This is a genomic window from Candidatus Palauibacter sp. (assembly GCF_965197445.1).
GTDB lineage: Bacteria > Gemmatimonadota > Gemmatimonadetes > Palauibacterales > Palauibacteraceae > Palauibacter.
This window is the reverse complement of record NZ_CBDANE010000004.1, coordinates 576,422-597,174: the sequence shown is the minus strand read 5'-3', so window position 1 is coordinate 597,174 and position 20,753 is coordinate 576,422. Positions and strand designations below refer to the sequence as shown.

At 68.3% G+C, this 20,753-nt stretch carries 16 protein-coding genes; 15 read left to right on the top strand and 1 reads right to left on the bottom strand.

Going from position 1 to position 20,753, the window contains the following annotated elements:
- Window positions 1-71 precede the first annotated feature (71 nt).
- The 6 genes from ACN9M6_RS06525 (at window position 72) to ACN9M6_RS06500 (ending at window position 11,595) form a co-directional block, all read left to right on the top strand.
- On the top strand, window positions 72-1,301 hold the full coding sequence (locus tag ACN9M6_RS06525) for an efflux RND transporter periplasmic adaptor subunit (RefSeq protein WP_419162103.1): 1,230 nt from the start codon (window positions 72-74) through the stop codon (window positions 1,299-1,301).
- The gene (locus ACN9M6_RS06520) at window positions 1,298-2,677 is read left to right on the top strand and encodes a TolC family protein (RefSeq protein WP_419162102.1); all 1,380 of its coding nucleotides are present in this window, start codon (window positions 1,298-1,300) and stop codon (window positions 2,675-2,677) included. Before ACN9M6_RS06525 ends, ACN9M6_RS06520 begins: the two co-directional genes overlap by 4 nt.
- Before the next feature lie 2 nt (window positions 2,678-2,679).
- Complete coding sequence (locus ACN9M6_RS06515) at window positions 2,680-6,081, top strand: efflux RND transporter permease subunit (RefSeq protein ID WP_419162101.1); 3,402 nt, start codon at window positions 2,680-2,682, stop codon at window positions 6,079-6,081.
- Between the two features lie 7 nt (window positions 6,082-6,088).
- Complete coding sequence (locus tag ACN9M6_RS06510) at window positions 6,089-9,193, top strand: efflux RND transporter permease subunit (protein ID WP_419162100.1); 3,105 nt, start codon at window positions 6,089-6,091, stop codon at window positions 9,191-9,193.
- A 47-nt stretch (window positions 9,194-9,240) separates the two neighbouring features.
- On the top strand, window positions 9,241-9,927 hold the full coding sequence (locus ACN9M6_RS06505; protein WP_419162099.1) for a peptidylprolyl isomerase: 687 nt from the start codon (window positions 9,241-9,243) through the stop codon (window positions 9,925-9,927).
- A gap of 66 nt (window positions 9,928-9,993) precedes the next feature.
- Window positions 9,994-11,595 (top strand): 4Fe-4S dicluster domain-containing protein, encoded by a 1,602-nt coding sequence (locus ACN9M6_RS06500; protein WP_419162098.1) that lies wholly within the window; start codon window positions 9,994-9,996, stop codon window positions 11,593-11,595.
- 12 nt (window positions 11,596-11,607) lie between these two features.
- Here the strand turns inward: ACN9M6_RS06500 and ACN9M6_RS06495 are convergent, their stop codons facing one another.
- On the bottom strand, window positions 11,608-12,849 hold the full coding sequence (locus tag ACN9M6_RS06495) for a hypothetical protein (RefSeq protein ID WP_419162097.1): 1,242 nt from the start codon (window positions 12,847-12,849) through the stop codon (window positions 11,608-11,610).
- Window positions 12,850-12,935: 86 nt separating this feature from the next.
- Here ACN9M6_RS06495 and ACN9M6_RS06490 point away from each other — a divergent pair, with 86 nt between their 5' ends.
- From ACN9M6_RS06490 to ACN9M6_RS06450, 9 genes are all read left to right on the top strand, one after another.
- Entirely contained in the window at window positions 12,936-13,703 is a 768-nt protein-coding gene (locus ACN9M6_RS06490) for a lysophospholipid acyltransferase family protein (RefSeq protein WP_419162096.1), read from the top strand.
- A 52-nt stretch (window positions 13,704-13,755) separates the two neighbouring features.
- A complete protein-coding gene (locus ACN9M6_RS06485) occupies window positions 13,756-13,893 on the top strand; it encodes a hypothetical protein (protein ID WP_419162095.1) in 138 nt (45 codons plus the stop codon).
- A 161-nt stretch (window positions 13,894-14,054) separates the two neighbouring features.
- The gene (locus ACN9M6_RS06480) at window positions 14,055-14,306 is read left to right on the top strand and encodes a hypothetical protein (RefSeq protein ID WP_419162094.1); all 252 of its coding nucleotides are present in this window, start codon (window positions 14,055-14,057) and stop codon (window positions 14,304-14,306) included.
- A 41-nt stretch (window positions 14,307-14,347) separates the two neighbouring features.
- A complete protein-coding gene (locus ACN9M6_RS06475) occupies window positions 14,348-15,472 on the top strand; it encodes a citrate/2-methylcitrate synthase (RefSeq protein ID WP_419162093.1) in 1,125 nt (374 codons plus the stop codon).
- 119 nt (window positions 15,473-15,591) lie between these two features.
- On the top strand, window positions 15,592-17,037 hold the full coding sequence (locus ACN9M6_RS06470; RefSeq protein ID WP_419162092.1) for a leucyl aminopeptidase: 1,446 nt from the start codon (window positions 15,592-15,594) through the stop codon (window positions 17,035-17,037).
- Complete coding sequence (locus tag ACN9M6_RS06465; RefSeq protein WP_419162091.1) at window positions 17,034-18,878, top strand: TonB-dependent receptor plug domain-containing protein; 1,845 nt, start codon at window positions 17,034-17,036, stop codon at window positions 18,876-18,878. The genes ACN9M6_RS06470 and ACN9M6_RS06465 overlap by 4 nt, the downstream gene beginning before the upstream one ends.
- 31 nt (window positions 18,879-18,909) lie before the next feature.
- Complete coding sequence (locus ACN9M6_RS06460; RefSeq protein WP_419162090.1) at window positions 18,910-19,791, top strand: YicC/YloC family endoribonuclease; 882 nt, start codon at window positions 18,910-18,912, stop codon at window positions 19,789-19,791.
- Window positions 19,788-20,462: a guanylate kinase gene (gene gmk / locus ACN9M6_RS06455; protein ID WP_419162089.1), complete on the top strand. Its 675-nt coding sequence runs from the start codon at window positions 19,788-19,790 to the stop codon at window positions 20,460-20,462. Before ACN9M6_RS06460 ends, gmk begins: the two co-directional genes overlap by 4 nt.
- Before the next feature lie 65 nt (window positions 20,463-20,527).
- Complete coding sequence (locus tag ACN9M6_RS06450) at window positions 20,528-20,749, top strand: hypothetical protein (RefSeq protein WP_419162088.1); 222 nt, start codon at window positions 20,528-20,530, stop codon at window positions 20,747-20,749.
- Window positions 20,750-20,753 lie beyond the last annotated feature (4 nt).

Below are 20,753 nucleotides of genomic sequence, written 5' to 3'. Positions count from 1 at the left end.
TTGTTCTCGGTGACCGCCGGGGGGCAGGTTCATTGGCCGGCGGCGGGCAGGAAACAGGCGGTGCGAGACTTATGAAGGCACGTCATTGGGTGACGCTGATCGTCCTGCTCATCGCGGGAGCGGCGGTGTACGGCATCTTCATGCGGCTGAACGAGGAAGAGGACGAAGGTCCGCAGAGTTTCGGAGATCCCGCCGCGGACTCGGTAGCGGAGGCGGTACGGGGTACGGCCTCGGCGGCCGCCTTCGCGACGGACATCTGGCTCCCGGTCGAGGGGGCCGTGATCCAGCGGGATACGTTTGTACTCTGGGTCACGGCGAGCGGGCGGGCGGCCTCACTCCGCTCGGCGCCGCTCCACTCCGAGGTGCAAGGCCCTGTCACGGCGGTGCCCGTGCAGGAAGGCGAGCAGGTGCGGGCAGGGCAACTTCTGGCGCGGATCGACCCCACTCTGTACGAGATCCGCGTGCAGCGAGCCCAGGCAGTAGTCGACCAGGCGCGAGCGGAGTTCCAGGACCGCGTGCTGTTCGACGATCAACTGCCCGACTCCGCCCGGGCGGTGAGGGCCGGGCAGGCACGCATCCGGGTCGGCCTCCCCGACCGGGAGGCGTCGCTTGCGGAGGCGCGCTACGAACTCGCGAAGACCCGGATCGTCGCACCCTTCGCCGGACGGGTGGCGAACCTCGGAGTGGCGCTCGGGAGCCGCGTCTCGGCCGGTGACTCGATCGCGACGATCGTCGACCTGTCGCAGATCGATATCGACGCGGAAGTACTGCACTCCGAGCTCCCGCTCATCGAGGTGGGCCGGGAAGCGACCGCAACGTTCCCCGCGCTCCGGGGCGAGGTCTTCCGCGGGCAGGTGGTGAGTGTCAACCCGCTCATCGACCCCGAGACGCAGACGGCACGGGTCACGGTGCGGCTGTCGAACCCCGAAGCCAGGATCGTCCCGGGAATGCCGGGTAACGTGCGGATCGCGGGCCGCCAGCTCCCCGATCGCACGTTCGTGGCGAAGGAGGCGGTCGTGGAGCGCAACCGGCGCCAGGTCGTGTTCGTGTTCGAGCCCAGCGGCCCCGGGGCCGAGACCGGGCGCGCGCAGTGGGAATACGTGACGCTCGGTCTCGAGAACGACACGGAGGTGGAGATCATCGCGAACCCCGATGGCGACGACACGTTCGTGCCGGAAGGGGGCGAACTCGTGCTGGTCGACGGACACGCCACGCTCACGCACGACGCGCAGGTGCAGATCGAGAACCATGGCGAACTGATGGCCGAGGAGACGCCCGCGGCGTCGGACGGTTCCCGGTGAGGTCGGCGGTCGAGGGACGCCTGCGGCGGATCCGCGCAGCGATCGCGCTGGCGGCGGGAGGGCTCGCCACCACAGCGCCGGCGGCGGCCCCTCAGGCGTTGCTCCCGGACACGCTCGACATCACGAGGGCTGTCCAGATCGCCATGCGGGAGAGTCCGGTACTGCGTAGTTCCCAGACGCAGGCGGACGCGGCCGCCGCCGACCGGCTGGCGGCCTGGGGGGCGTTTCTGCCCACGGCAGGGGGCACCGCATCTCTCAGCCGGTCCAGCTTCTCGCGCACGACCTTCGTCGGCGAGGAAGGGCTGTCGGAGACACTTCCGCAGACGCTGACGTCGTCGCAGCAGGGCGCGAGCCAGCGACTGGGGGTGAACTGGACTGTCCTGGATGGCGGTCGGCGTTTCGCCGCCCTCTCGCAATCGGCGGCAAACCTGCGGGCCGCGCAGCGACGCTATGACGACCAGCAACGCTCCGTGATCGTGACCGTGCGCCGCCAGTTTCTCGAAGCGCTCCGCGGGCAGGAGCTGCTGGAGTTGACGCGTGCCCAGATCGCCGACCGCGAACTGGAACTCGACATTGCGCGCCGCCGCTATGCGATCGCGGCCGTTGAACGGACGGACGTGCTGGGCGCGGAGTCGGAGCTTCTCGTCGCGCAGACATCGCTCCTTGCCGAGCAGAACCTGCTGCAGACCGGGCTACGGCAACTCGTGGTCTCGATGGGCCTTCCGCCCGAGGCCGGTGAAGGGCTCGTCCTGACGGGCGAGCAAGGGATGCCGGAGGGGGGATCGGACATCGAACTGATCGTTCGCGCGGCCGTGACGTCCGATCCGGAACTCTCCGCTCTTGAGGCGGAGCGCTCGGCGGCATCGGCGGCGCTGTGGGCCGCGCGTATGAATTACCTGCCAACGATCACCGTCGGCCTGGGTTGGGCGCGCAACGAGAACTTCGGCCCCGAAGAGTCGTTCTGGCAGTTGGGCCGCCTCGGCGATTCCAGCCACGGCTTCAGCGTCACCGCCTCGTGGAACCTTTTTGACGGTTTCGACCGGGAACGGCAGAACGCCCAGGCGTCTGCGGCCGGACGGCGGGCCGAGGAGGAGCTGCGCCGTCGGCGCATCGAGCTCGAGGCCGACGTGCGGCGCTACGCTGCCGAAATCCAGCAGCTTGCGCAGACGCTGGATCTGCTACAGCGCGCGTCGGCCATTTCGCGCGAGCGGCTCGAAATGCAGCAGGAAAGGTACCGGCTCGGGACCGCGAGCTTCATCGAACTCCAGCAGGCGACCAGCTCCGCGCAGAATACGGAGACTTCGCTGATTCAGCGGCAGTACGACTATCTCATCGCCTGGTCGAATCTGGCCGAATACGTCGAGGGCAGACCCTAGAGATGGCGCTCCCGGATCTGTCGCTCCGGCGGCCCGTGGCCACCGCGATGCTCTATGTGGGCATCGGGGTGCTCGGCGTCGTGTCCTTCCTCCGTCTCCCGATCGACCTTCTGCCCGATGTCGCCTTCCCGACGCTGTCCGTGTGGACGACGTATTCCGATGCGGGCCCCGCCGAGGTCGAACGCTGGGTAACGGAACCCATCGAGCAGCGGCTTTATTCGATCCCGGGGGCGCGCGGTCTCTCCTCGCGGTCGCGGGAGGGACAGTCGCTCGTGCAGGTCGAGTTCGCCTGGGGCACGGACATGGAGTTCGCGACCCTCCACACCCGCGAGCGGCTGGACAACCTGGCGGAGAACCTCCCCGACGGGGCGGACCGGCCCACGATCTTGAGATCGGACCCGACCAGCGATCCGATCATGACGCTCGCGGTCAGCGGGGCGGACCTGCGCAACCTGCGCGACCTCTCCGAGGTGGTCTTCAAGCGTCGACTCGAACAGCTCGACGGCGTGTCACTGGCCGGGCTCACAGGCGGGCCGGAGCGCGAACTGCGCGTCGTCGTCGATCCCGCATACCTGGACGTGCACGAGGTGTCGCTCGACGAGATCTCGGCGGCGCTCGACCAGGCGAACTACAACGCCCCCGGCGGGACGATCCAGCGGGGGCGGTTCGAGTACAGCCTCCGAACCCTGGGGCAGTTCCAGCGGGTGGACGAGCTTCTGGACGTCGTGATCGCGCGCTCCGCGACCAGGGGAGGACGTCCGGTGCTCCTCGGCGACGTCGCGACGGTGATCGATACGATTGCCGACCTCGAGACGATCGCCAGGTACAACGGAGAATCTGCGATCGGACTGCAGGTGTTCAAGGAGGCGGGAACGAACACGGTCCGCGTCGCGGACCACGTGCGGGAGACGCTGGATCAGTTGCGCGAAGAGTTCGACGGGATTTCGATCGAAGTCGCCTCCAGCCAGGCGGCCTTCATTCGCAACGCGATCTCGAACGTGGTTTCCGCCCTCCTGTTCGGAGGTGTGCTCGCCTTCCTCGTCCTCTTCCTGTTCCTGCGCGACCCGAAGTACCCGCTCGCGATCGGACTGGCCATCCCGATCTCGGTCATGGCGGCGTTCGCGCTCTGCTACGCGTTCGATGTGAGCCTGAACATCATGTCGCTCGGAGGGCTCGCGCTCGGCGTCGGCCTCCTGGTCGACAACTCGATCGTCGTGCTGGAGAACATCTTCCGGCACCGGGAGGAGTCGGGGGGGACGCCGAACGAGTCCGCGGCGCGTGGGGCGCGGGAGGTGGCGGCGGCCATTACGGCCTCGACGCTCACCACGATCGCCGTGTTCGGCCCGGTGCTCTACGTCGAAGGGGTGGCCGGGGCCCTGTTCGGCGACCTCTCGCTGGCCGTGACGTTCTCTTTGCTCGCGTCGCTGCTCGTGGCCCTGACCCTGCTGCCTGTGCTGGCGGCCCAGGTGGCACGCCGGCGAGGTGGCGGCGAGGCGCGCTCGGAAGGCGAGATGTCGGCTCCGGAGCGACCCCAGGCGCCGGAAGGGCCGCGCCCGGGACTCGTGCGCCGGTGGGCCGGCGGGGTGCGCAACGGCATGGTCGCGTGCGTGCGCGGAATCGGGCGGGGGACCGCGTACGTGGCCCACTCGGTTCAGCTCACCGGCGCCGACGTCACGAGGGGTGGCGGAAAGATTCTGGGAGGGCTGTTCGGCCCCTTCCTGCGTGCCTTCGAGCGCTGGTTCCTGCGCTTCGCCGAACGCTACGAGCGCACCCTCGAGTGGGCCCTGAGTCATCGGCTGGAGGTGCTCGGCATCGCCGCGGTCGCGCTGGCCGGCGCGATCGTACTGGGAGGCGAACTGCCCCGGGGGCTCATGCCTCGGGTGGACGAGCGCCAGTTCTGGGTAGAGATCAACCTTCCGCAGGGAACGCCGATCCGCACGACGGACGAGGCGGCCGGTGACGTGGAGCGGCTTCTCCTCGAGATGGAGGGTGTCTCGGGGATCTTCACCCGGGTGGGCCGCAGCCGGGGAAGCGAACTCGCCGCCCGCGATCTGACCGGCCTCAACAACGCTGCCGTGGATGTCCAGCTCGCCGGATCGGGTCGGCCGACCCGGGCGGTGATCGCGGACCTGCGGGTTCGGCTTGCGGAGAGCGGCTTCGACCCGGCCTTCGTGTCGATCGAGACCGGGCGCGCCACCTCCCTGGGGCGGGCGTTGGCGATCGGCTCGGCCGATCTCGCGGTCAAGGTGCAGGGCGGCGAACTCGAAGATCTCGTGCCCGTGGCGGAAGCGATCGAGACGAGGCTCGAGGGCGTCGCGCAACTCGCGGATGTCCGGCTCGACTTCCAGCGTACTCAGCCGGAACTGGTCATCGAGATCAACCGGGAAGTGTCGGCGCGGCACCAGCTCACCGTGACGGCCGTCGCGGATGCGATCGAGGGCTATCTGCGTGGCTCGGAAACGGCCAACGCGTACTCGGTGTTCGCGGACAAAGTCGACATCCGCGTCGCGATTCCGGAAACGGCCCGACGTGAACTTGCGAATGTCCTCGCGCTGCGGCTTGACGGGGTACCGATCGGTGAACTCGTCACGGTCCGGCAGGGATTCGGCCCGGTCGAGATTCGGCGGGAAGACCAGAACCGCACCATCCAGGTACTCGCGGACGTGGCCGACGGTGGACTGCGTGCGGCCGTCCGCGACGTTCAGGCCGAGATCGCCGACATTCCGCGACCCTCACTCACGACCGTGCGTGTGGGGGGGGAGAACGAGGAGATGCAGAACAGCTTCCGTTCCCTCACGTTCGCGTTCGGGCTGGCCCTCGCTCTCGTGTTCCTCATCATGGCGGCCCAGTTCGAATCAGTGGTCCAGCCGCTCGTCGTCCTGACGGCGGTACCTCTGGCCGCCATCGGCGCCGTGGCCGCACTGTGGATCACGGGCGGCGGACTGAACGCCATGAGTGGGATCGGACTCGTGATTCTGATCGGAATCGTAGTCAACGACGCGATTGTGAAGGTGGACTTCATCAACCAGCGGCGCAGATCGGGGCTGCCGAAGCGCGCGGCGATCCTTCAGGCGGGTCGCCTCCGGCTCCGGCCCATCGTGATGACCACGGTCACGACGGTCGTCGGCCTTCTCCCGCTGGCGGCGGGACTCGGCGCCGGAGCCGACCTCCGCGCCCCGCTGGCCGTCGTGGTGATCGGTGGGCTCATCTCCGCGACCTTCCTCACGCTGATCGTGGTCCCGGTCGTCTACTCGCTCATGGTTCAACCGTCGGTGTCGGTCGAGCCGGAGCCCCGGCCGACGGGGCGAGCTCCGACCCCGATCGAACCGGCACCGGGATATGGGCTCGGTGGATCCGCCGGACCCACCGCGCCGGGCATGGCGCGAGGGAGCATCGAGCCGTGATCGAGCCATGATCGACCTCGCGATCCGCCGGCCCGTTGCGACGGCCGCGATCTACGTGGCGCTGTTCGCGCTCGGCGTGTGGAGCTTCCGGCTCATCCCGGTGGAGGACATGCCGGATGTCGAGTTCCCGAGGCTGACCGTTCGAGCTGACTGGAGCGGGGCCTCGCCCGAAGCGCTCGAGGCCTTCGTGACCGCGCCGCTCGAGACCGTGATTCAGCAGGTCGGCGGGGTGGAAAGCGTTGTGTCGACGTCCCAGGCTGACGCGCGGGGGGCGGGATCTGTTGCCACGATCGACATCGAGTTCGAACGCGAGACCCGCATGGAGTTCGCCCGACTCGACCTCGGCGAGCGGATCAATTCGATCCGGGACGAGCTGCCGGAAGGGGTGGTGCCGACCGTTTCTCCCTACGTACCGCAGGAATTCGCCGAAGAAACACAGGAATTGCTCAGCTATTCGTTGACCGGGCCCTACACCTTCGCGCGATTGGGGGAGATCGCCGAGGAGGAGATCCAGACCGCCATCCAGGGGCTGCCCGGCGTTTCGGCGGTGCAGGTACGGGGCGGGGAGCGGCGCGAGATCGCAGTCGAGCTCGACCGCGGGAAACTCGAGGCGCTGGGCATGCGGCCCGACCAGGTGCGTCGGACCATCAGCGAAGCATCGGCCCCGAGGGCCCCCGGGTCGGTCGAACTGGATGGCCGTCAACTCGCCATCGCGGTACGCACGCGGGCCCTCGATGTGTCCGACATCGAGGAGATGGTCGTCCTCACGCGACCCGATGGCCCGGTCCGCGTCGGAGATCTGGGGGAGGTTCGAGACCAGACCGAAGACCCGAGATCCTTCTGGCGGATCAATGGCCGGCCTACGATATCGGTCAGCGTCTACCGGCAGGCGGGCACGAACGCGATCCGCGTCGCGGACCGCGTGAAGGTCGCGATGACAGAGCGGGCCGCGACCCTGCCCGCCGGCGCCTTCATGGAACTTCAATACGATCAGAGCAAGAACATCCGTGAGCGGATGACGGATCTGCGGCTCCGGGCCATCGCGGCCGCGATTGTGATCTTCGCCGTGCTGATGCTCTTCCTGCGGTCACTCGGGGCCGTGCTCGTCGTGTTCGCGACGATCGGGTTCAGCGTGCTGATCGCCGTGAACTTCCTCTACCTCGGCGGCTTCTCGCTCAACCTGCTCTCCCTGGCGGGACTGGCGTGGGGGTTCGGCCTCGTCGTCGACAACGGCATCGTCGTGCTCGAGAACGTAGAGCGGCATCGTCGTGCGGGGGCGGATCCAGCCCGGGCCGCGAGCCGCGGGGCGCGCCAGGTGCTCCTCCCCGTGGTCGCGGCGACGATGACGACCGCGATCGTGCTCCTGCCTTTCCTCTTCCTGCAGGGAGAGCTGCGCGTCTACTACCTGCCGCTCTCATTCGCTGTCGGCTTCTCGATTATCGCCAGCCTGTTCGTAGCCTTCACCTTCGTGCCGTCGCTTGCCGCCCGGGTCGCGCGCATGCAGGACGCCAGCGGGACCGTGGTCGCCCCGGCGACGGCAACGCCGGATGGCGCCTCCGCATCGGCCCCGCGCCACGAGCCCTTCTACATCCGCGGCTACCGGGCGTGGCTCGGGTTCGGGCTTCGGCACCCGTTTCTCGTAGCGCTGGTCTGCCTCGGCAGTCTCGGCGGGAGCTGGGTTCTCTTTGACACGCACGTAAGCAAGGGGAGCTATTGGGGGGGATTCGGCGGGGACGACACATTTATCCGGATCTTCATCGAATTCCCTCGGGGCGCGGGACTGGAGCGTACCGAAGAACTCGCCCGGTCCTTCGAGGCGAAACTCGCGACGCTGGACGAGGTCGAACGATACGAGACGCAGGTCCGGCCCAACTATGCGATGATCCGGGCGGAGTTCCCCGACGAGCTCGAGCTCACCGCCGTGCCGGTGGCCATCAAGGACCAGATGGTGGCCTACAGCTATGGTTTTTCGGGCGTGGAGGTCCGGGTGCAGGGATTCGGCCCCAGCTTCTACGGCGGCGGGTCGAGTCCGCCGAACTATAGCCTCAAAATATTGGGGTACAGTTATCTGACGGTGCAGGAGATCGCCGAGGAAATCGCGTCACGACTGGAGCGCTTCTCCAGAATCCGCGACGTGGACCCGAACGCGAGCGGCTCGTGGTACACTCGGGACAAGGAGTTCGAGTATTACGTGGAACCGGACCGGGAAGCCCTGTCCTCCTACGATATTCCGGTCTCCCAGTTGCTGAATTTCGTGGCTTCGAATGTCCAGGGTCGTCCGCAGCGGGGCTTCATTCGCGTCGGTGGGGAAGAGGTGGGGTTCGCGGTCAAGGTCGACGGATATCGGGACTTCGACTTTTACGACCTGAGTGACCTTCGCGTGCCGATCTCCGCCCGCGAGGAAGTCCGGCTGGCGAGCGTGGCGTCGGTGGGACGGCGGCAGGTCTTGGCGAACATCCGGCGGGAGGACCAGCAGTACGAGCGCAGCGTGGCGTGGGAGTTCCGGGGACCGAGAAAGCTCGGCGATGTGGTCCGCGACGCCGTCGTCGATGCGATGGAACTCCCGCCCGGCTACCGTATCGAAGAAAGGAGCTACGGCCGGTGGACGACGGAGGAGACCACCCAGATGTGGGTCGTCCTCCTCTTCTCCATTCTCCTCATCTACATGGTGACCGCCGGACTGTTCGAGTCGCTCGCGGCGCCGTTCGTGGTGCTGTTCTCGCTACCCTTCGCCCTCATCGGGGTCTTCCTCATCTTCTTCTATACCGACGCCACCTTCACGCGCACGGCGTTCATCGGCACGATCATGATGGGCGGGATCGTTGTGAACAACGCCATCCTCGTGGTCTATCACATCGGGGCTCTCAGGGAACGGATGCCGGCGCGGGACGCGATCATCCAGGGAACGCTGGAGCGCGTCCGCCCCATCCTCATGACATCGCTGACCACGGTGTTCGGACTGCTGCCGCTCGTACTGTTCGCCCCCTCCCAGGATCAGAACATCTGGAACGCGCTCGCGCTCGCCACCATCGGTGGGCTGATCTCGAGTACGCTGTTCGTGCTCGTGGCCATTCCGGTCGCATATCGTTACATCGTGGCACGCGGTATCTGACGGCCCGGTGCGGTGGCCCGACCGGGCACACGAGAACACGAGAGCTGATGGGGGTCGAGATGGCACGGTCGCGTCGTTCCGGAGCGATGTGGCTGCTCCTCGGGTGTCTGCTGGCGGGGGCAGGTTGCGGAGATGGTGGAGGCGCGAGCGAATTCCTTCGGGACCCGAGTTCAGCCGAGGTGAACATGATGGCTCCGGAGATTTTCCAGACTCGTTTCGAGACTTCAAAGGGAACGTTCGTCGTCGAGTCGCACCGCGCGTGGTCCCCGAACGGAGTGGACCGCTTCTACAATCTGGTTCAGAACGGATTCTTCGATGACGTGCGTTTCTTCCGCGTCATCGAGGGCTTCATGGCGCAGTTCGGCATCAACGGCGACCCGCAGATCCAGAGCGCGTGGCGGGACGCGAACATCTCCGACGATCCCGTGGTCATGGGGAACACGCGGGGCCGGGTGAGTTTCGCGAAGACCGGCATGCCGGATTCACGGAGCACGCAGCTCTTCATCAACTTCGGCGACAACTCGCGACTGAATGAAATGGGGTTCTCGGCGATCGGCGAGGTGATCGAGGGGATGGAGGTGGTCGACGCCCTCTACGCCGGCTACGGCGAAGGGGCGCCGGGTGGATACGGCCCGAGCCAGGGCCGTATCCAGGAGGAGGGCAACCTCTACCTCGATGAGGACTTCCCGAACCTGGACTACATCGAGCGCGCCCGGATCGTCAGCGAGAACTAGCCGGCTTCTCCCGTGGAACCGTTGATCCCGGCGTCTGAACAGCCGCCGTTGCCGCAGGGGCGTTTCATGATCGATGCGGAACCCGACGAGGAGGCGGTGCCGCTCGATGTCCTCTTCGTGGGGGGCGGGCCCGCGGGTCTGGCGGGGGCGATCCGACTCGCTCAGCTGGCGGCGCGTGACCGGGCCGAGGGCGGGCCGCTCGCGGACCTCGAGATCGGGGTGCTCGAGAAGTCGGGCGAACTCGGGGAGCATTGCCTCTCCGGAGCGGTCGTGAACCCGGAGGCCTTCCGGGCCCTCCTCCCGAACGTCGACGAGGCGGAGTTCCCGTTTCGGGGGCCCGTCCCGGGCGACCGCGTGCTGCTCCTGACCGAGCGCGGCAAGGTCCGGTTGCCCACGCCGCCCACGATGCGGAACCACGGCCACTACGTTGCGTCGATCTGCGAGATCGTGCGTTGGCTGGGCGCCCGGGCGGAGGAGTTGGGCGTGAACGTGTTCACGGGGTTCCCCGCCGACGCGCTCCTCGCACGCGACGGGCAGGTGATGGGGGTGCGGACGACGCCCGCGGGCCTCGACCGCGATGGGACGCCTGGCGGCGGCTTCATGCCGGCCACCGACCTGTCGGCCCGGGTCACCGTCCTCGCCGAAGGGACGCGCGGCCCGCTGAGTCAGGCGTGGATGGAACGGGAAGGCGTGGGCGGATCCAACCCGCAGATCTTCGCGCTCGGAGTCAAGGAGCTGTGGGAGGTCCCGAACCCGCTCCGTGCCGTCACACACACCCTCGGATGGCCCCTCCCGCGGGACGCCTTCGGCGGCAGCTTCATCTATCCAATGGGCGAGGAGCTGGTGGCCCTCGGACTCGTCGTGGGTCTCGACGCGCCCTACGTCGACCTCGACGTGCATGCCTTGCTGCAGCAGTTCAAGCAGCATCCTCTCGTGGGTGAGATCCTCGCGGGCGGCGAGCTGGTGGAGTGGGGCGCGAAGACGATTCCGGAGGGCGGGTACTACGCGATCCCGGACCGGCTGAGTGGCGACGGGCTGCTGATCACCGGAGACGCCGCGGGCCTGGTCGATGTGGCCTCCCTGAAGGGGATTCACTATGCGATGCGGTCCGGCATCCTCGCGGCCGAGGCGATCGGCCGCGCCCTGCCGGCGGGGGATGTGTCGGGAGCCCGGCTCTCCTCCTACGACGCGGCGCTGAGGGAGAGTCTCGTGCGGGACCCGCTGTACCGGAACCGGAACCAGAGGCTCGCCTTCAAGTCCGGGTTCCTTGCCGGGGGCATCAAGGCGGGGATCATGCAGGCGACGGGAGGGACGTTCCCGGGGACGCGGATCGCGAGCCGGCCTGACGCCGCCGAGCCCCGCGCAACAACGCTGGGGCTCGAGGCGGCGTACGGGGGGGAGCGTTCCGTTGCCAAGGTCGACGCCGTGTTCCGGTCGGGCAACGCGACGCGGGATGACATCCCCTCACACCTCACCGTCGGCGATGATGTGTCTCCGGAGATGGCGGACCTGTACGCAAGCCTCTGTCCGGCGGGGGTCTACGAACGGGACGGCGACCGGCTGGTCGTGAACGCGCCGAACTGCATCGACTGCAAGGCGACCGATGTCCTCGGGCCCCGCTGGGCTCCGCGCGAAGGCGGCAGCGGGCCGGCGTATAAGCGGATGTGAGCGAGCCGGGGGTCAGCCGCCGGAGTCGGAGCGTGCGGCCGCGGCGTGCCGGCCCAGCAGCGAGAAGGCTCCGGCAACCTGCTCATATCCGGTCCGCATGAGAAATGCGGCGTTCTTTCCGAAGCTCTTGGCGCCGAGGATGAAGAAAGAGGGTTCGGGACTCTGAAGGGTCTCGGTCCCGAGGGCGTCCTGGTCGATGAGGCAGTCGGCCGGCCCGTCTCCCTGTTCTCCGAGAAGGGCCGCGGCGATTCCCATCGGCCCGAGCGACGCGTAGCAGGTGTGAACCTGGAGCTGCCGGTACAGTCGGTCGTCGGGTTCGTACCCGACGTTGGCCACAATCCGGTCGAAGCGGTCGCGCCGCACGCTCCCGGCCGTCTCCAGTTCGACCTCGAACCCTCCCGGGTCCGCTCGCGTGACGGCGAGGAGCCTGGCTCCGGAGAGCCACTCGCAACCGGGTGGCGGCTCGGCGGCGACGGTGTTGGCGCGGCGCGTGAGTGCCGAGCGCTCGGGAAGCGGGTCGTGTTCGATCCGCCGCAGCGGGACGTCGAAGGTGCCGCGGCTCGCCCAGGTGAAGCGGGTCCGCGGGACCGCTCGGGCCAGGGCCGCCAGTGCGATCGCCGTCGTGGCTGCGGAGTGGCCGCTTCCGAGGAGCAGCGTGCGCTTCGCCGCGTAGAGGTCCCGCTGGGCGCCGAGCGGGTCCGGCACGTGGTATTCGATCGCCCGGCGCGCTCCGCGTTCGCCGCGCGCGGGGGTGCCGCCCGGGCCGGCCCAGTTGGGTTGCCCGTACGTTCCCGAGCAGTCGAAGACGGCCCGCGCGAACGTCTCGGTCTCGGCGCCGTGCTCCTCCACGAGCAGCCGGAAAGGCTGGTCGGCCCGGGCGGCGGATCCGAGCGCCTCGCCCTTCAGCCAGTCGGCCCGGGCGACATCGCGGACGCCCGCCCCCTCGCGGACCTCGATGCGCGACCGCAGGGCCGCGGCCAGCGGCAGCAGATACCGCGTCCGAAACTCCGCCCCGGTCAGGATCTCCTCGCCCGCGGGCAGCTGAACCCGCTGGCCGCGGAGCACCTCCGCGCCCTCGGGCCCCGCGTTCAGCTCGAACGGCGAGAAGAGCCGCAGCCACCCCCAGGCGTCGACGTGCGCCGAGACTCCCGCCGCGTCGAACACCACGGCGGCAAGCCCGGCCCTCGCGGCCCGCGCCGCCGCCTCGAGGCCGACCGGCCCCGCTCCGATGATCGCGAGATCCATCACACGCATGCGCGCTGACTCCGATTCGAGTTGATCGGCAACATCGTTGATCGCATGGCCTTCCCGTCAACTTGGTGGAAACCTAGTCTGAGCCGATGATCGATCGCGAGAACACGATGCGGGCGGGTGCACCGCCTGCGGAGAACGGCCCGGGCGCCCTCACCCGGCTGCTCACACCCTTCACCCGGTGGATCATCACGAATCTCCTCGCGCCGCCCTGGGTGTTCCTTGTGTTCGGTCTTCTCAACCGGACGCAGGTCTACGGGCGGCGGCGGCTTCTCCGCACCCCGAACACACTCATCCTCGCGAACCATCAGTCGATGATCGACTCCTTTCCGATCGCCTATTACCTGTATTACCCGGAGACTGTCCTGACGCCCCATCTCGTTCCGTGGAACGCGGCCGCACAGGAGAACTTCTTCAGAAGCCCGTTCCTGGCCTGGGTATTCTACCAGTTCAGGTGCATTCCCGTCCGGCAGGGGCGGCGCGATCTGAAGGCGCTGAATCGCTCCGCACGTACGTTGCGCGCAGGCACCATGATCCTCTTTCCGGAGGGGACCCGGTCCCGTGACGGGACGATCGGGCGCGGGCGCCCCGGGACCGGGATGGTCATCCTTCAGACAAACCCCCGGGTGATCCCCGTCACCATCGAAGGCATGGACCGCATTCTGCCGATCGGCGCTCGGTGCCCCCGCATCGGGAAGCGGCTCTCGATCTACGTGGGCCGGCCGATCGCGTATCAGGATCTTGCCGCGAACGGACGCTCGCGCGAGACGGCCCAGAAGATCGTGGACCGCGTGATGGACCGGCTTGCCTTCCAGCGCCGCGTCCTGGCGCGACTCAAACGCGCACGGGGCCGGTAGCCGCCAGCGTCCGGATCTGGACATCGGCGCTCCAATCCGACATTCTTCCCGCATGAATATCACACTCTACTACGTCTTCGTTACGCTTCTGCTGGGGCTGCTCGTGGGTCTTCTCATGGGCGGCGGATTCGCGTTCGGGTGCCGGCTCCGCGAACTGGACCGGCCGGGGAGGGAACCCCCGTCGGGCTAAACCGGGCCGGCATCGCCGCCGGCCGCTTCGGAGCCCGCGCTGCTTCCCGATCCAGTGATCGAACGCTATCTTTTCTTTGACTGCAGCGAAACTGTATCAAGCTCCGTGAACTCCCCGTCACCCTCTTGGGTCCGGAGCGTTCCGAGCTTCCGGAGGTGGATATGACAAAGACCTTCCAGGATGACGATGGGCGCCGGTGGAAAGCGTGGCTCGCCTCCCGCGAGGTGTTCTGGCCGGACCCGAACGAGAAGGCGCCGCCGGACAATTTCGAGGCGGTCGTCTTCGTCTGTTTCTCCGATCCATACGAGACTCAAAGGCGGCTCCGGCTGCCCCAGGGCTCGTTCGAACAGCTCAGCCTTGACGAACTCAAGAAGCACTTCAAGAAAGCGAAGCTCGATCCTGCCATCCGCTAGCCGCCCGCGGCAAACCCCTGCGCTGAAAGGCCCGTGACACAATGACCGCCGCCGCCGGGAAAGGACTCGAAGGCGTCGTCGCCTCTCGAACCTCACTCAGCTTCATCGACGGACTCGAAGGCGTCCTCGTTTACCGAGGCTACAACATCCACGAACTCGCACCGAACGCCTCGTTTCCCGAGGGCGTCTTCCTGCTCTGGACAGGACGGCTGCCGACTCGGTCGGAACTCGACGCGTTCGAGGCGAAGCTGGCCGCCCGGCGAGGGCTGGATCCGCGGACCCTCGAGGCTCTGATGAGTCTCCCGCGGGACACCGTGCCCATGGCGGCCCTGCGGACCGGGATCTCAATCGAGGGGCTGTACGATCCCGACGCCGAGGACAACTCGGCTGAAGCGAACGAGCGCAAGGCAGTCCGGCTCGTGGCGCGGACGCCCACCCTCATCGCGGCGATCCACCGCATCCGGCAGGGCCTGGAGCCGCTCTCGCCCGACCCCTCGCTCTCGCTGTCCGCCGATTTCGTCAGGATGGCGAACGGGGAGCCCGGTACCTCGGAGGCGGTGGATGCTCTCGACCGTACGCTCCTGCTCTACCTCGACCATGGATTCAACGCGTCGACCTTCGCGTGCCGCGTGATCGCCGCCACTCTGGGGGATATGCACTCGGCGGTGACCGGCGGCGTTGGAGCACTGAAGGGTTCGTTGCACGGAGGCGCGAACGCCAAGGCGATGCACACGCTGCTCGAGATCGGCGAGTTGGAGAACGTCGGCCCGTGGCTGGAGCGGGCCTTCGCCGAGAAGCGCAAGATCATGGGGTTCGGGCACCGCGTCTACAAGACGGAGGACCCCCGCGCGACACACCTGCGCGAGATGTCCCGAGTGCTCACGCAGCAGGCGGGGCTGGCGAAGTTCTACGAGATGTCGCGTGAGCTCGAGGACCAGATGATCTCACAGAAGGGGATCAACCCGAACGTGGACTTCTACTGCGCCACGGTGTACTACGCGCTGGGGATCCCCATCGACCTCTATACCCCCCTGTTCGCGATGGGGCGCATGGGCGGCTGGACGGCCCACGTGATGGAGCAGCACGCGGACAACCGGCTCATCCGGCCGCGAGCGGAGTATGTGGGGGAGGTGGACCTGCGATGGGTGGCGATCGGGGATCGCTGAGAGCCACAGCCGACGGGGTTGAGAGGTAACCCGGGACGGCCAGTTCGAATAGCGAAGCGGGCCGCAGGCCTTCAGGGGCTGCCGGACCCGCTTCTTTCGTTGAAACAAGGATGGGCTTAGTGGAGATACGGTCGGGCATTCCGGTCGGGAGAGCTGTCGACGCGCTCGTCATTCCCTGGTTCGATGATTCGCCTCCCGCCGGAGAGTGGTGGGAGGAGGCAGCCGGGCGTTGGCTGGAGGACAGCGGGACTCGGGGTGAGGGCTCGGCCTGGGTACGGCTCGGAGCGGCGGAAACGCCGGATGTGTTCATCGTCCGCCTCCAGGCCGGAGAGCGGCCGGCGGCCGAGTCGTGCAGGAGGGCGGCCGGAGCCGGCGTGCGTGCGGCGCGGCAGCGGGGACTGAAATCGGTCGGCGTCCGGGTGCCCGACGGAGCGGACGAGGACACCTGGCAGGCGGCCGCCGAGGGCCTGATGCTGGGGGACTGGCGCTACGAAGGACTGCGCGACGCGACCGGGCGGCGCGCGGCGCCCGACACGCGCGTGCTCTACGCCGCCGGCTCGACTTCGTCCGGGATCAGGGCGGCCGTGCGGCGTGGATCCGTCCTCGCTGAGGCCCAGAACGTGACGCGCGAACTGGTGACGTTGCCGGGTAACATGGCGACGCCCGCTCATCTGGCTGCGGCGGCGGAGCGGCTCGGTCGCGAGCATGGCTTCCGCACCGAGGTGCGCGGTCGGGACCGGCTGGAAGAGGAGGGGTTCGGCGCGCTGCTTGCCGTGGCGCGCGGATCGGTCGAAGAGCCCTGCTTCATCGAGATGGAACACGCGGGAGAGGGCGGCGATCCGGTCGTGGTCGTCGGCAAGGGCGTGACCTTCGACGCCGGCGGCATCTCGCTCAAGCCGGCCTCGGGCATGGAGGACATGAAGTACGACATGGCGGGGGCGGCCGCGGTGCTCGGCATCCTCGCGGCGGCGGCGCGCCTCGACATCCCGCAGCGCGTCGTCGGCCTGGTGCCGGCGACTGAGAACCTGCCGGCGGGTAACGCGCTGAAGCCGGGAGACGTGGTACGAGGCCTGTCGGGGAAATCGATCGAGATCATCAATACCGACGCCGAGGGCCGCCTCATCCTCTCCGATGCGCTCACCTACGCGCAGCGGCTGGCCCCGAAAGCGGTCGTCGACATGGCGACGCTCACGGGCGCCTGTGTCATCGCGCTCGGACACCACGCGGTGGCCGTGCTGACGGCCAGCGATGGCCTCGCCGAAGAGCTCTCCGCCGCCGGCGAGGTGACCGGCGAGCGGACCTGGCCCCTTCCGCTGTGGAGGGAATATCGGGCCCAGCTGGACTCGGACATCGCCGAGATCAAGAACACAGGTGGACGGGCGGCCGGGACGATCACGGCGGGCTGGTTTCTGCGCGACTTCGTGGCGGACGACGTGCGGTGGGCGCACCTCGACATCGCCGGCACCGCCTGGGCGAAGGAGGCGCACGGCTGGCAGCCGAAGGGTGCGACCGGGGTCGGCGTACGGCTCGTGCACGAGTGGCTGCGCGCCGGCGAGCGCGGGTGACGAAGCCCTTCGCCGGTGCCTGTGTCGCGCTGCTCCTCTCGGTTGGAGCGGCCCTCCCGGCGTATGGTCAGGATCCACCGCCCCCGGACAGCCTGGAGGTCTTGCCCGACTCTGTGCGCGAGGTGTTTGCCGACACCACGCCGCCGCGCGCGCAGGAGTTTCCGGGGCGGCTGACGGCGCTGCGCGGCCCCGGGCACGAGATCTTCGACTGCGACCGGGAGTGTATCCACGCCGCGGCGGCGTTCTCCCTCATCGAACTTCTGCTCGAACACGTTCCCGGGATGACGGGCATCCGCGGCGGCTATTACGCGGGCCCGCACCACGCGTTCGACGGTGTTCTCGGCCCGGGGTTCGTGACTCTCTATGTGGATGGCCGCGAAGTCCCCTCACTCGAGCGGGCGCAGGCCGACCTCCGGCGCGTGTCGCTCAACTATGTGGACCGGGTGCGGGTCTATCGGGGCGCCGATGGCCTCGTGATCGACGTGGATTTCATCCGGCACGACGGGGTTCAGGCCTACTCCAGAATCGGCGGCGGGACCGGGGACCCCCGGACCGATATCCTCGACGCCGTATTCGCAAACCGGCTGGGCGGCGCGTTCAACGTCGAAGCGTCGTTCGAACGCCACGACATCAACGAACGCCGGGACGGGGAACAGATCGACAACGACCGCTTCGGGGCGCAGGCACGCCTCTCGTGGATGCCGCGCTCGAACGATTTCGGGGTGCAGTTCGAGTACCGGACCGAGAGCATCGACCGCTCCGCCATCGACACGATGGAGGTGGGCCGGAGGGAATTCATCATGCGGACGCGCGCAAACCTGGGGGAACGAGCGCAGCTCGAGGCCTACGGGCACACGAGCAGCTTCAAGGAGGTGGTCGAGGGGCTTCCCGACAGCATTCCCGCGCCGCAGCGCGGTGCCGATGGCGTCGGGTTGCGCTTCTCGGCCCGGCCCGGTGCGGGGGCGGTCTCGCTCGGCCTCCGCTTCGCCGGCCGGGATGCGTATGCCTCGCGCGTCGCGGACCTGGCTGCCTGGCAGCCGATCGGACCGTTCGCGATCGAGGCCGGCGCCGAACTCGCGAGCTGGAATGAGTTCCCGACCAAGTCGTGGCGCGGCGGGCTGGCTTTCCAGGACACGTTGCTGTTTCCGATCGCCCTGCGGGCGTTCGCGGCCGGGGGCACTCGGGGGGTCGGCTTCCCCGAGCATCCCATGGCGGACAGTCTCGAGACGCTGGAACTCGTGGCGGCGGACAGCGTCGGCTTCAGCGCTCGCGGGGCTTCCGCCGCGTTCACGATCGGACCTTTCGATGTCTCGGGACGCTACTCGCGTCAGCAGCTCGACAGACAGCTCGGCTTCGGCGCGCCCTTCGACCGGATGGTCGTCCCCGACTCGGGCGAGGTGGACGTCACGTCGCTGGAGGTCCGCTTCGACGGGCCGGTCGTGCCTGTTGGGCTCCTGATCGGGGGGATGGAGCCGATCCGCCTGCGCGCGTCCTGGCGGAAGTTCACGTCCAACGGCGCGGCATCGCTCTTCCTCCCCGACCGGCTCTTCCGTACGGAACTCTATCTTTACCAGACGGCGTTCTCTGAGAACCTCAGGGTTTGGGTATCCGTCTTCGTCGATCGTCGGGGCGCCCGTCTCGTCCCCGCGCCGGGGTCGGCGGAACCGGTGATGCTGGAGGCCGACAGCTGGATGGGCGGGCGCCTCATGTTCAAGATAGGTGACTTTCGGTTCTTCTGGCGCTTCGGCAATCTGGGCGCGGCTGACGTGAGCGATTTCCAGGGGGCCCTGTTCCCGAACCAGGTCAACATGTTCGGCCTTCGCTGGGAGTTCTTGAATTGATCGATCCATGGGCGGGCCGGGAGATCAGGCCGTGATCCGGAGCATGACCGGCTACGGGGCGGCCACGACGACTCGCGAGGAAGGGACGATCACGGTCGAGGCCCGGTCGGTGAACTCGCGCGGCCTCAAGGTCGTCGTGAAGGGGCCGCCGGGCGGTGAGAGTTGGGAGAGCGGGCTGCGGGGGCTGGCCGAGTCCCGCGCCCGGCGTGGCCGACTCGACCTCTTCGTGCGGGTGGAGAGCGCGCCGGGGGCGGCGGGCGGCGCCCTGGACGAGGCGCGGGTGCGGGAAGTACTCGACGCCTGCGCGCGGCTCCGCGACGAGTTCGGTGTGCCCGGCGAGCCGGACCTTGCGGCGCTGCTCGGTGCGGGAGGGCTCTTCCGCAGGGCGGGCGGGGAGGGGGCGGAGTTCGTTCCCCACCCGGACGACCTGAAGCGGACGGCGGCTGCGGCGCTCGATCTGCTGGTGGAGATGCGCGATCGCGAGGGGGCCCGGCTCGAGATCGATCTGCGGGAGCGCGTGGCCGGCATCCGGAGGGCCGTCGAACAGGCTTCGGAGGCTGCGCCCCGGAGGCTGGATCGGGAGCGGACCCGGCTGCGGGCCGCGGTGGAGGATCTGGCGGGGAAAGGGCTCGACGAGGATCGGCTGATGCGCGAGATCGCGCTCATCGCGGATCGCTGGGACGTGAGCGAGGAACTTGTCCGCGCCCGCTCGCACCTCGAGGCGTTCGAGGAGTTTCTCGATGCCCCGGTCGAGGAGCCGGTGGGAAGACGCCTCGGCTTTCTCGTCCAGGAACTGCAGCGCGAAGTCAATACGCTGGGCGCCAAGGCGAACGACCCGCGCATATCCCGCCTCGTCGTCGAGGCGAAGAACGAGATCGAGCGACTCCGGGAGCAGGTGGAGAACATCGAGTGAGCCCTCGTGCGCCCGCGCCGCCGCCGCCCGCGCCGTTCCCCGTCATCCTCGCGGGACCCTCCGGGGCGGGGAAGACGACGTTGCGCGACCGCCTGCTCGCGGACCCGGGCACTGCCAAGTACCTGTTTTCGGTTTCGATGACGACCCGCTCGCCACGGACCGGAGAGGTGGACAAGGTGGACTATCGTTTCGTCTCGCGCGACGAGTTCGATGCGATCGTGGCCGGCGGCGCGATGCTCGAGTACGCCACCGTGCACGGGGAGCGGTACGGGACCCCGCGCGACAACCTGGACCGGGCGCGAGAGGCGGGGGCGCACCTGCTGCTCGACATCGACGTTCAGGGGACGCGGCAGGTACGCGACGCCGTGCCTGAGGCCGTTTCCATCTTCATCGTGCCGCCGACCGCCGAGCGCATCGTCCGCCAACTCCGGGGTCGTGGGAGCGAGACCCCGGCACAACTCGAACGGCGACTGGCGGGGGCGCGCTCGGAGCTGGAGGCGGCGGGGGAGTTCGACTACCTCGTGGTCAATGACCGTCTTGGAGAGGCCGCCGCGGCCGTGTCGTCCCTTGTGACGGGAAGCGGAGGCATGGCCCGCCGACTCGGAGCCGCGGAGCGAGAGTACGTCGAGCGGATCATCGGGGAGTTGGATCGAGTTCGACGCATGTGGTAGGTTTGTCTACTTGGCGGCGGGCCGCGGGCCGCCGGATTCGCGCGCTGGATTAACGGGGAGATAGAATGAAGGTGTTCACGCCGGACGCCGTCGCGAAAGCGGCGACGAACAAGTATCTGGGTGTTCTCGTCGCCGCCAAGTATGCGCGCGAGTTGAACGCGCTTCCGCTCGAGCGGTCACCGTACGGGGCGGTCAAGCTCACAACGGTCGCGGCGGACGCGCTGACCTCTGAGAATCGCGGATTGCAGTACCGGCTGGTCCGAGCGCGCCCGACCCTCACTCCCTAGCAGT

Coding starts and splice junctions, on each gene's coding strand:
- ACN9M6_RS06525 (WP_419162103.1), top strand. CDS start 72: ATGAAGGCACGTCATTGGGTGACGCTGATCGTCCTGCTCATCGCGGGA.
- ACN9M6_RS06515 (WP_419162101.1), top strand. CDS start 2,680: ATGGCGCTCCCGGATCTGTCGCTCCGGCGGCCCGTGGCCACCGCGATG.
- ACN9M6_RS06510 (WP_419162100.1), top strand. CDS start 6,089: ATGATCGACCTCGCGATCCGCCGGCCCGTTGCGACGGCCGCGATCTAC.
- ACN9M6_RS06505 (WP_419162099.1), top strand. CDS start 9,241: ATGGGGGTCGAGATGGCACGGTCGCGTCGTTCCGGAGCGATGTGGCTG.
- ACN9M6_RS06500 (WP_419162098.1), top strand. CDS start 9,994: ATGATCGATGCGGAACCCGACGAGGAGGCGGTGCCGCTCGATGTCCTC.
- ACN9M6_RS06495 (WP_419162097.1), bottom strand. CDS start 12,849: ATGCGTGTGATGGATCTCGCGATCATCGGAGCGGGGCCGGTCGGCCTC.
- ACN9M6_RS06490 (WP_419162096.1), top strand. CDS start 12,936: ATGATCGATCGCGAGAACACGATGCGGGCGGGTGCACCGCCTGCGGAG.
- ACN9M6_RS06485 (WP_419162095.1), top strand. CDS start 13,756: ATGAATATCACACTCTACTACGTCTTCGTTACGCTTCTGCTGGGGCTG.
- ACN9M6_RS06480 (WP_419162094.1), top strand. CDS start 14,055: ATGACAAAGACCTTCCAGGATGACGATGGGCGCCGGTGGAAAGCGTGG.
- ACN9M6_RS06475 (WP_419162093.1), top strand. CDS start 14,348: ATGACCGCCGCCGCCGGGAAAGGACTCGAAGGCGTCGTCGCCTCTCGA.
- ACN9M6_RS06450 (WP_419162088.1), top strand. CDS start 20,528: ATGAAGGTGTTCACGCCGGACGCCGTCGCGAAAGCGGCGACGAACAAG.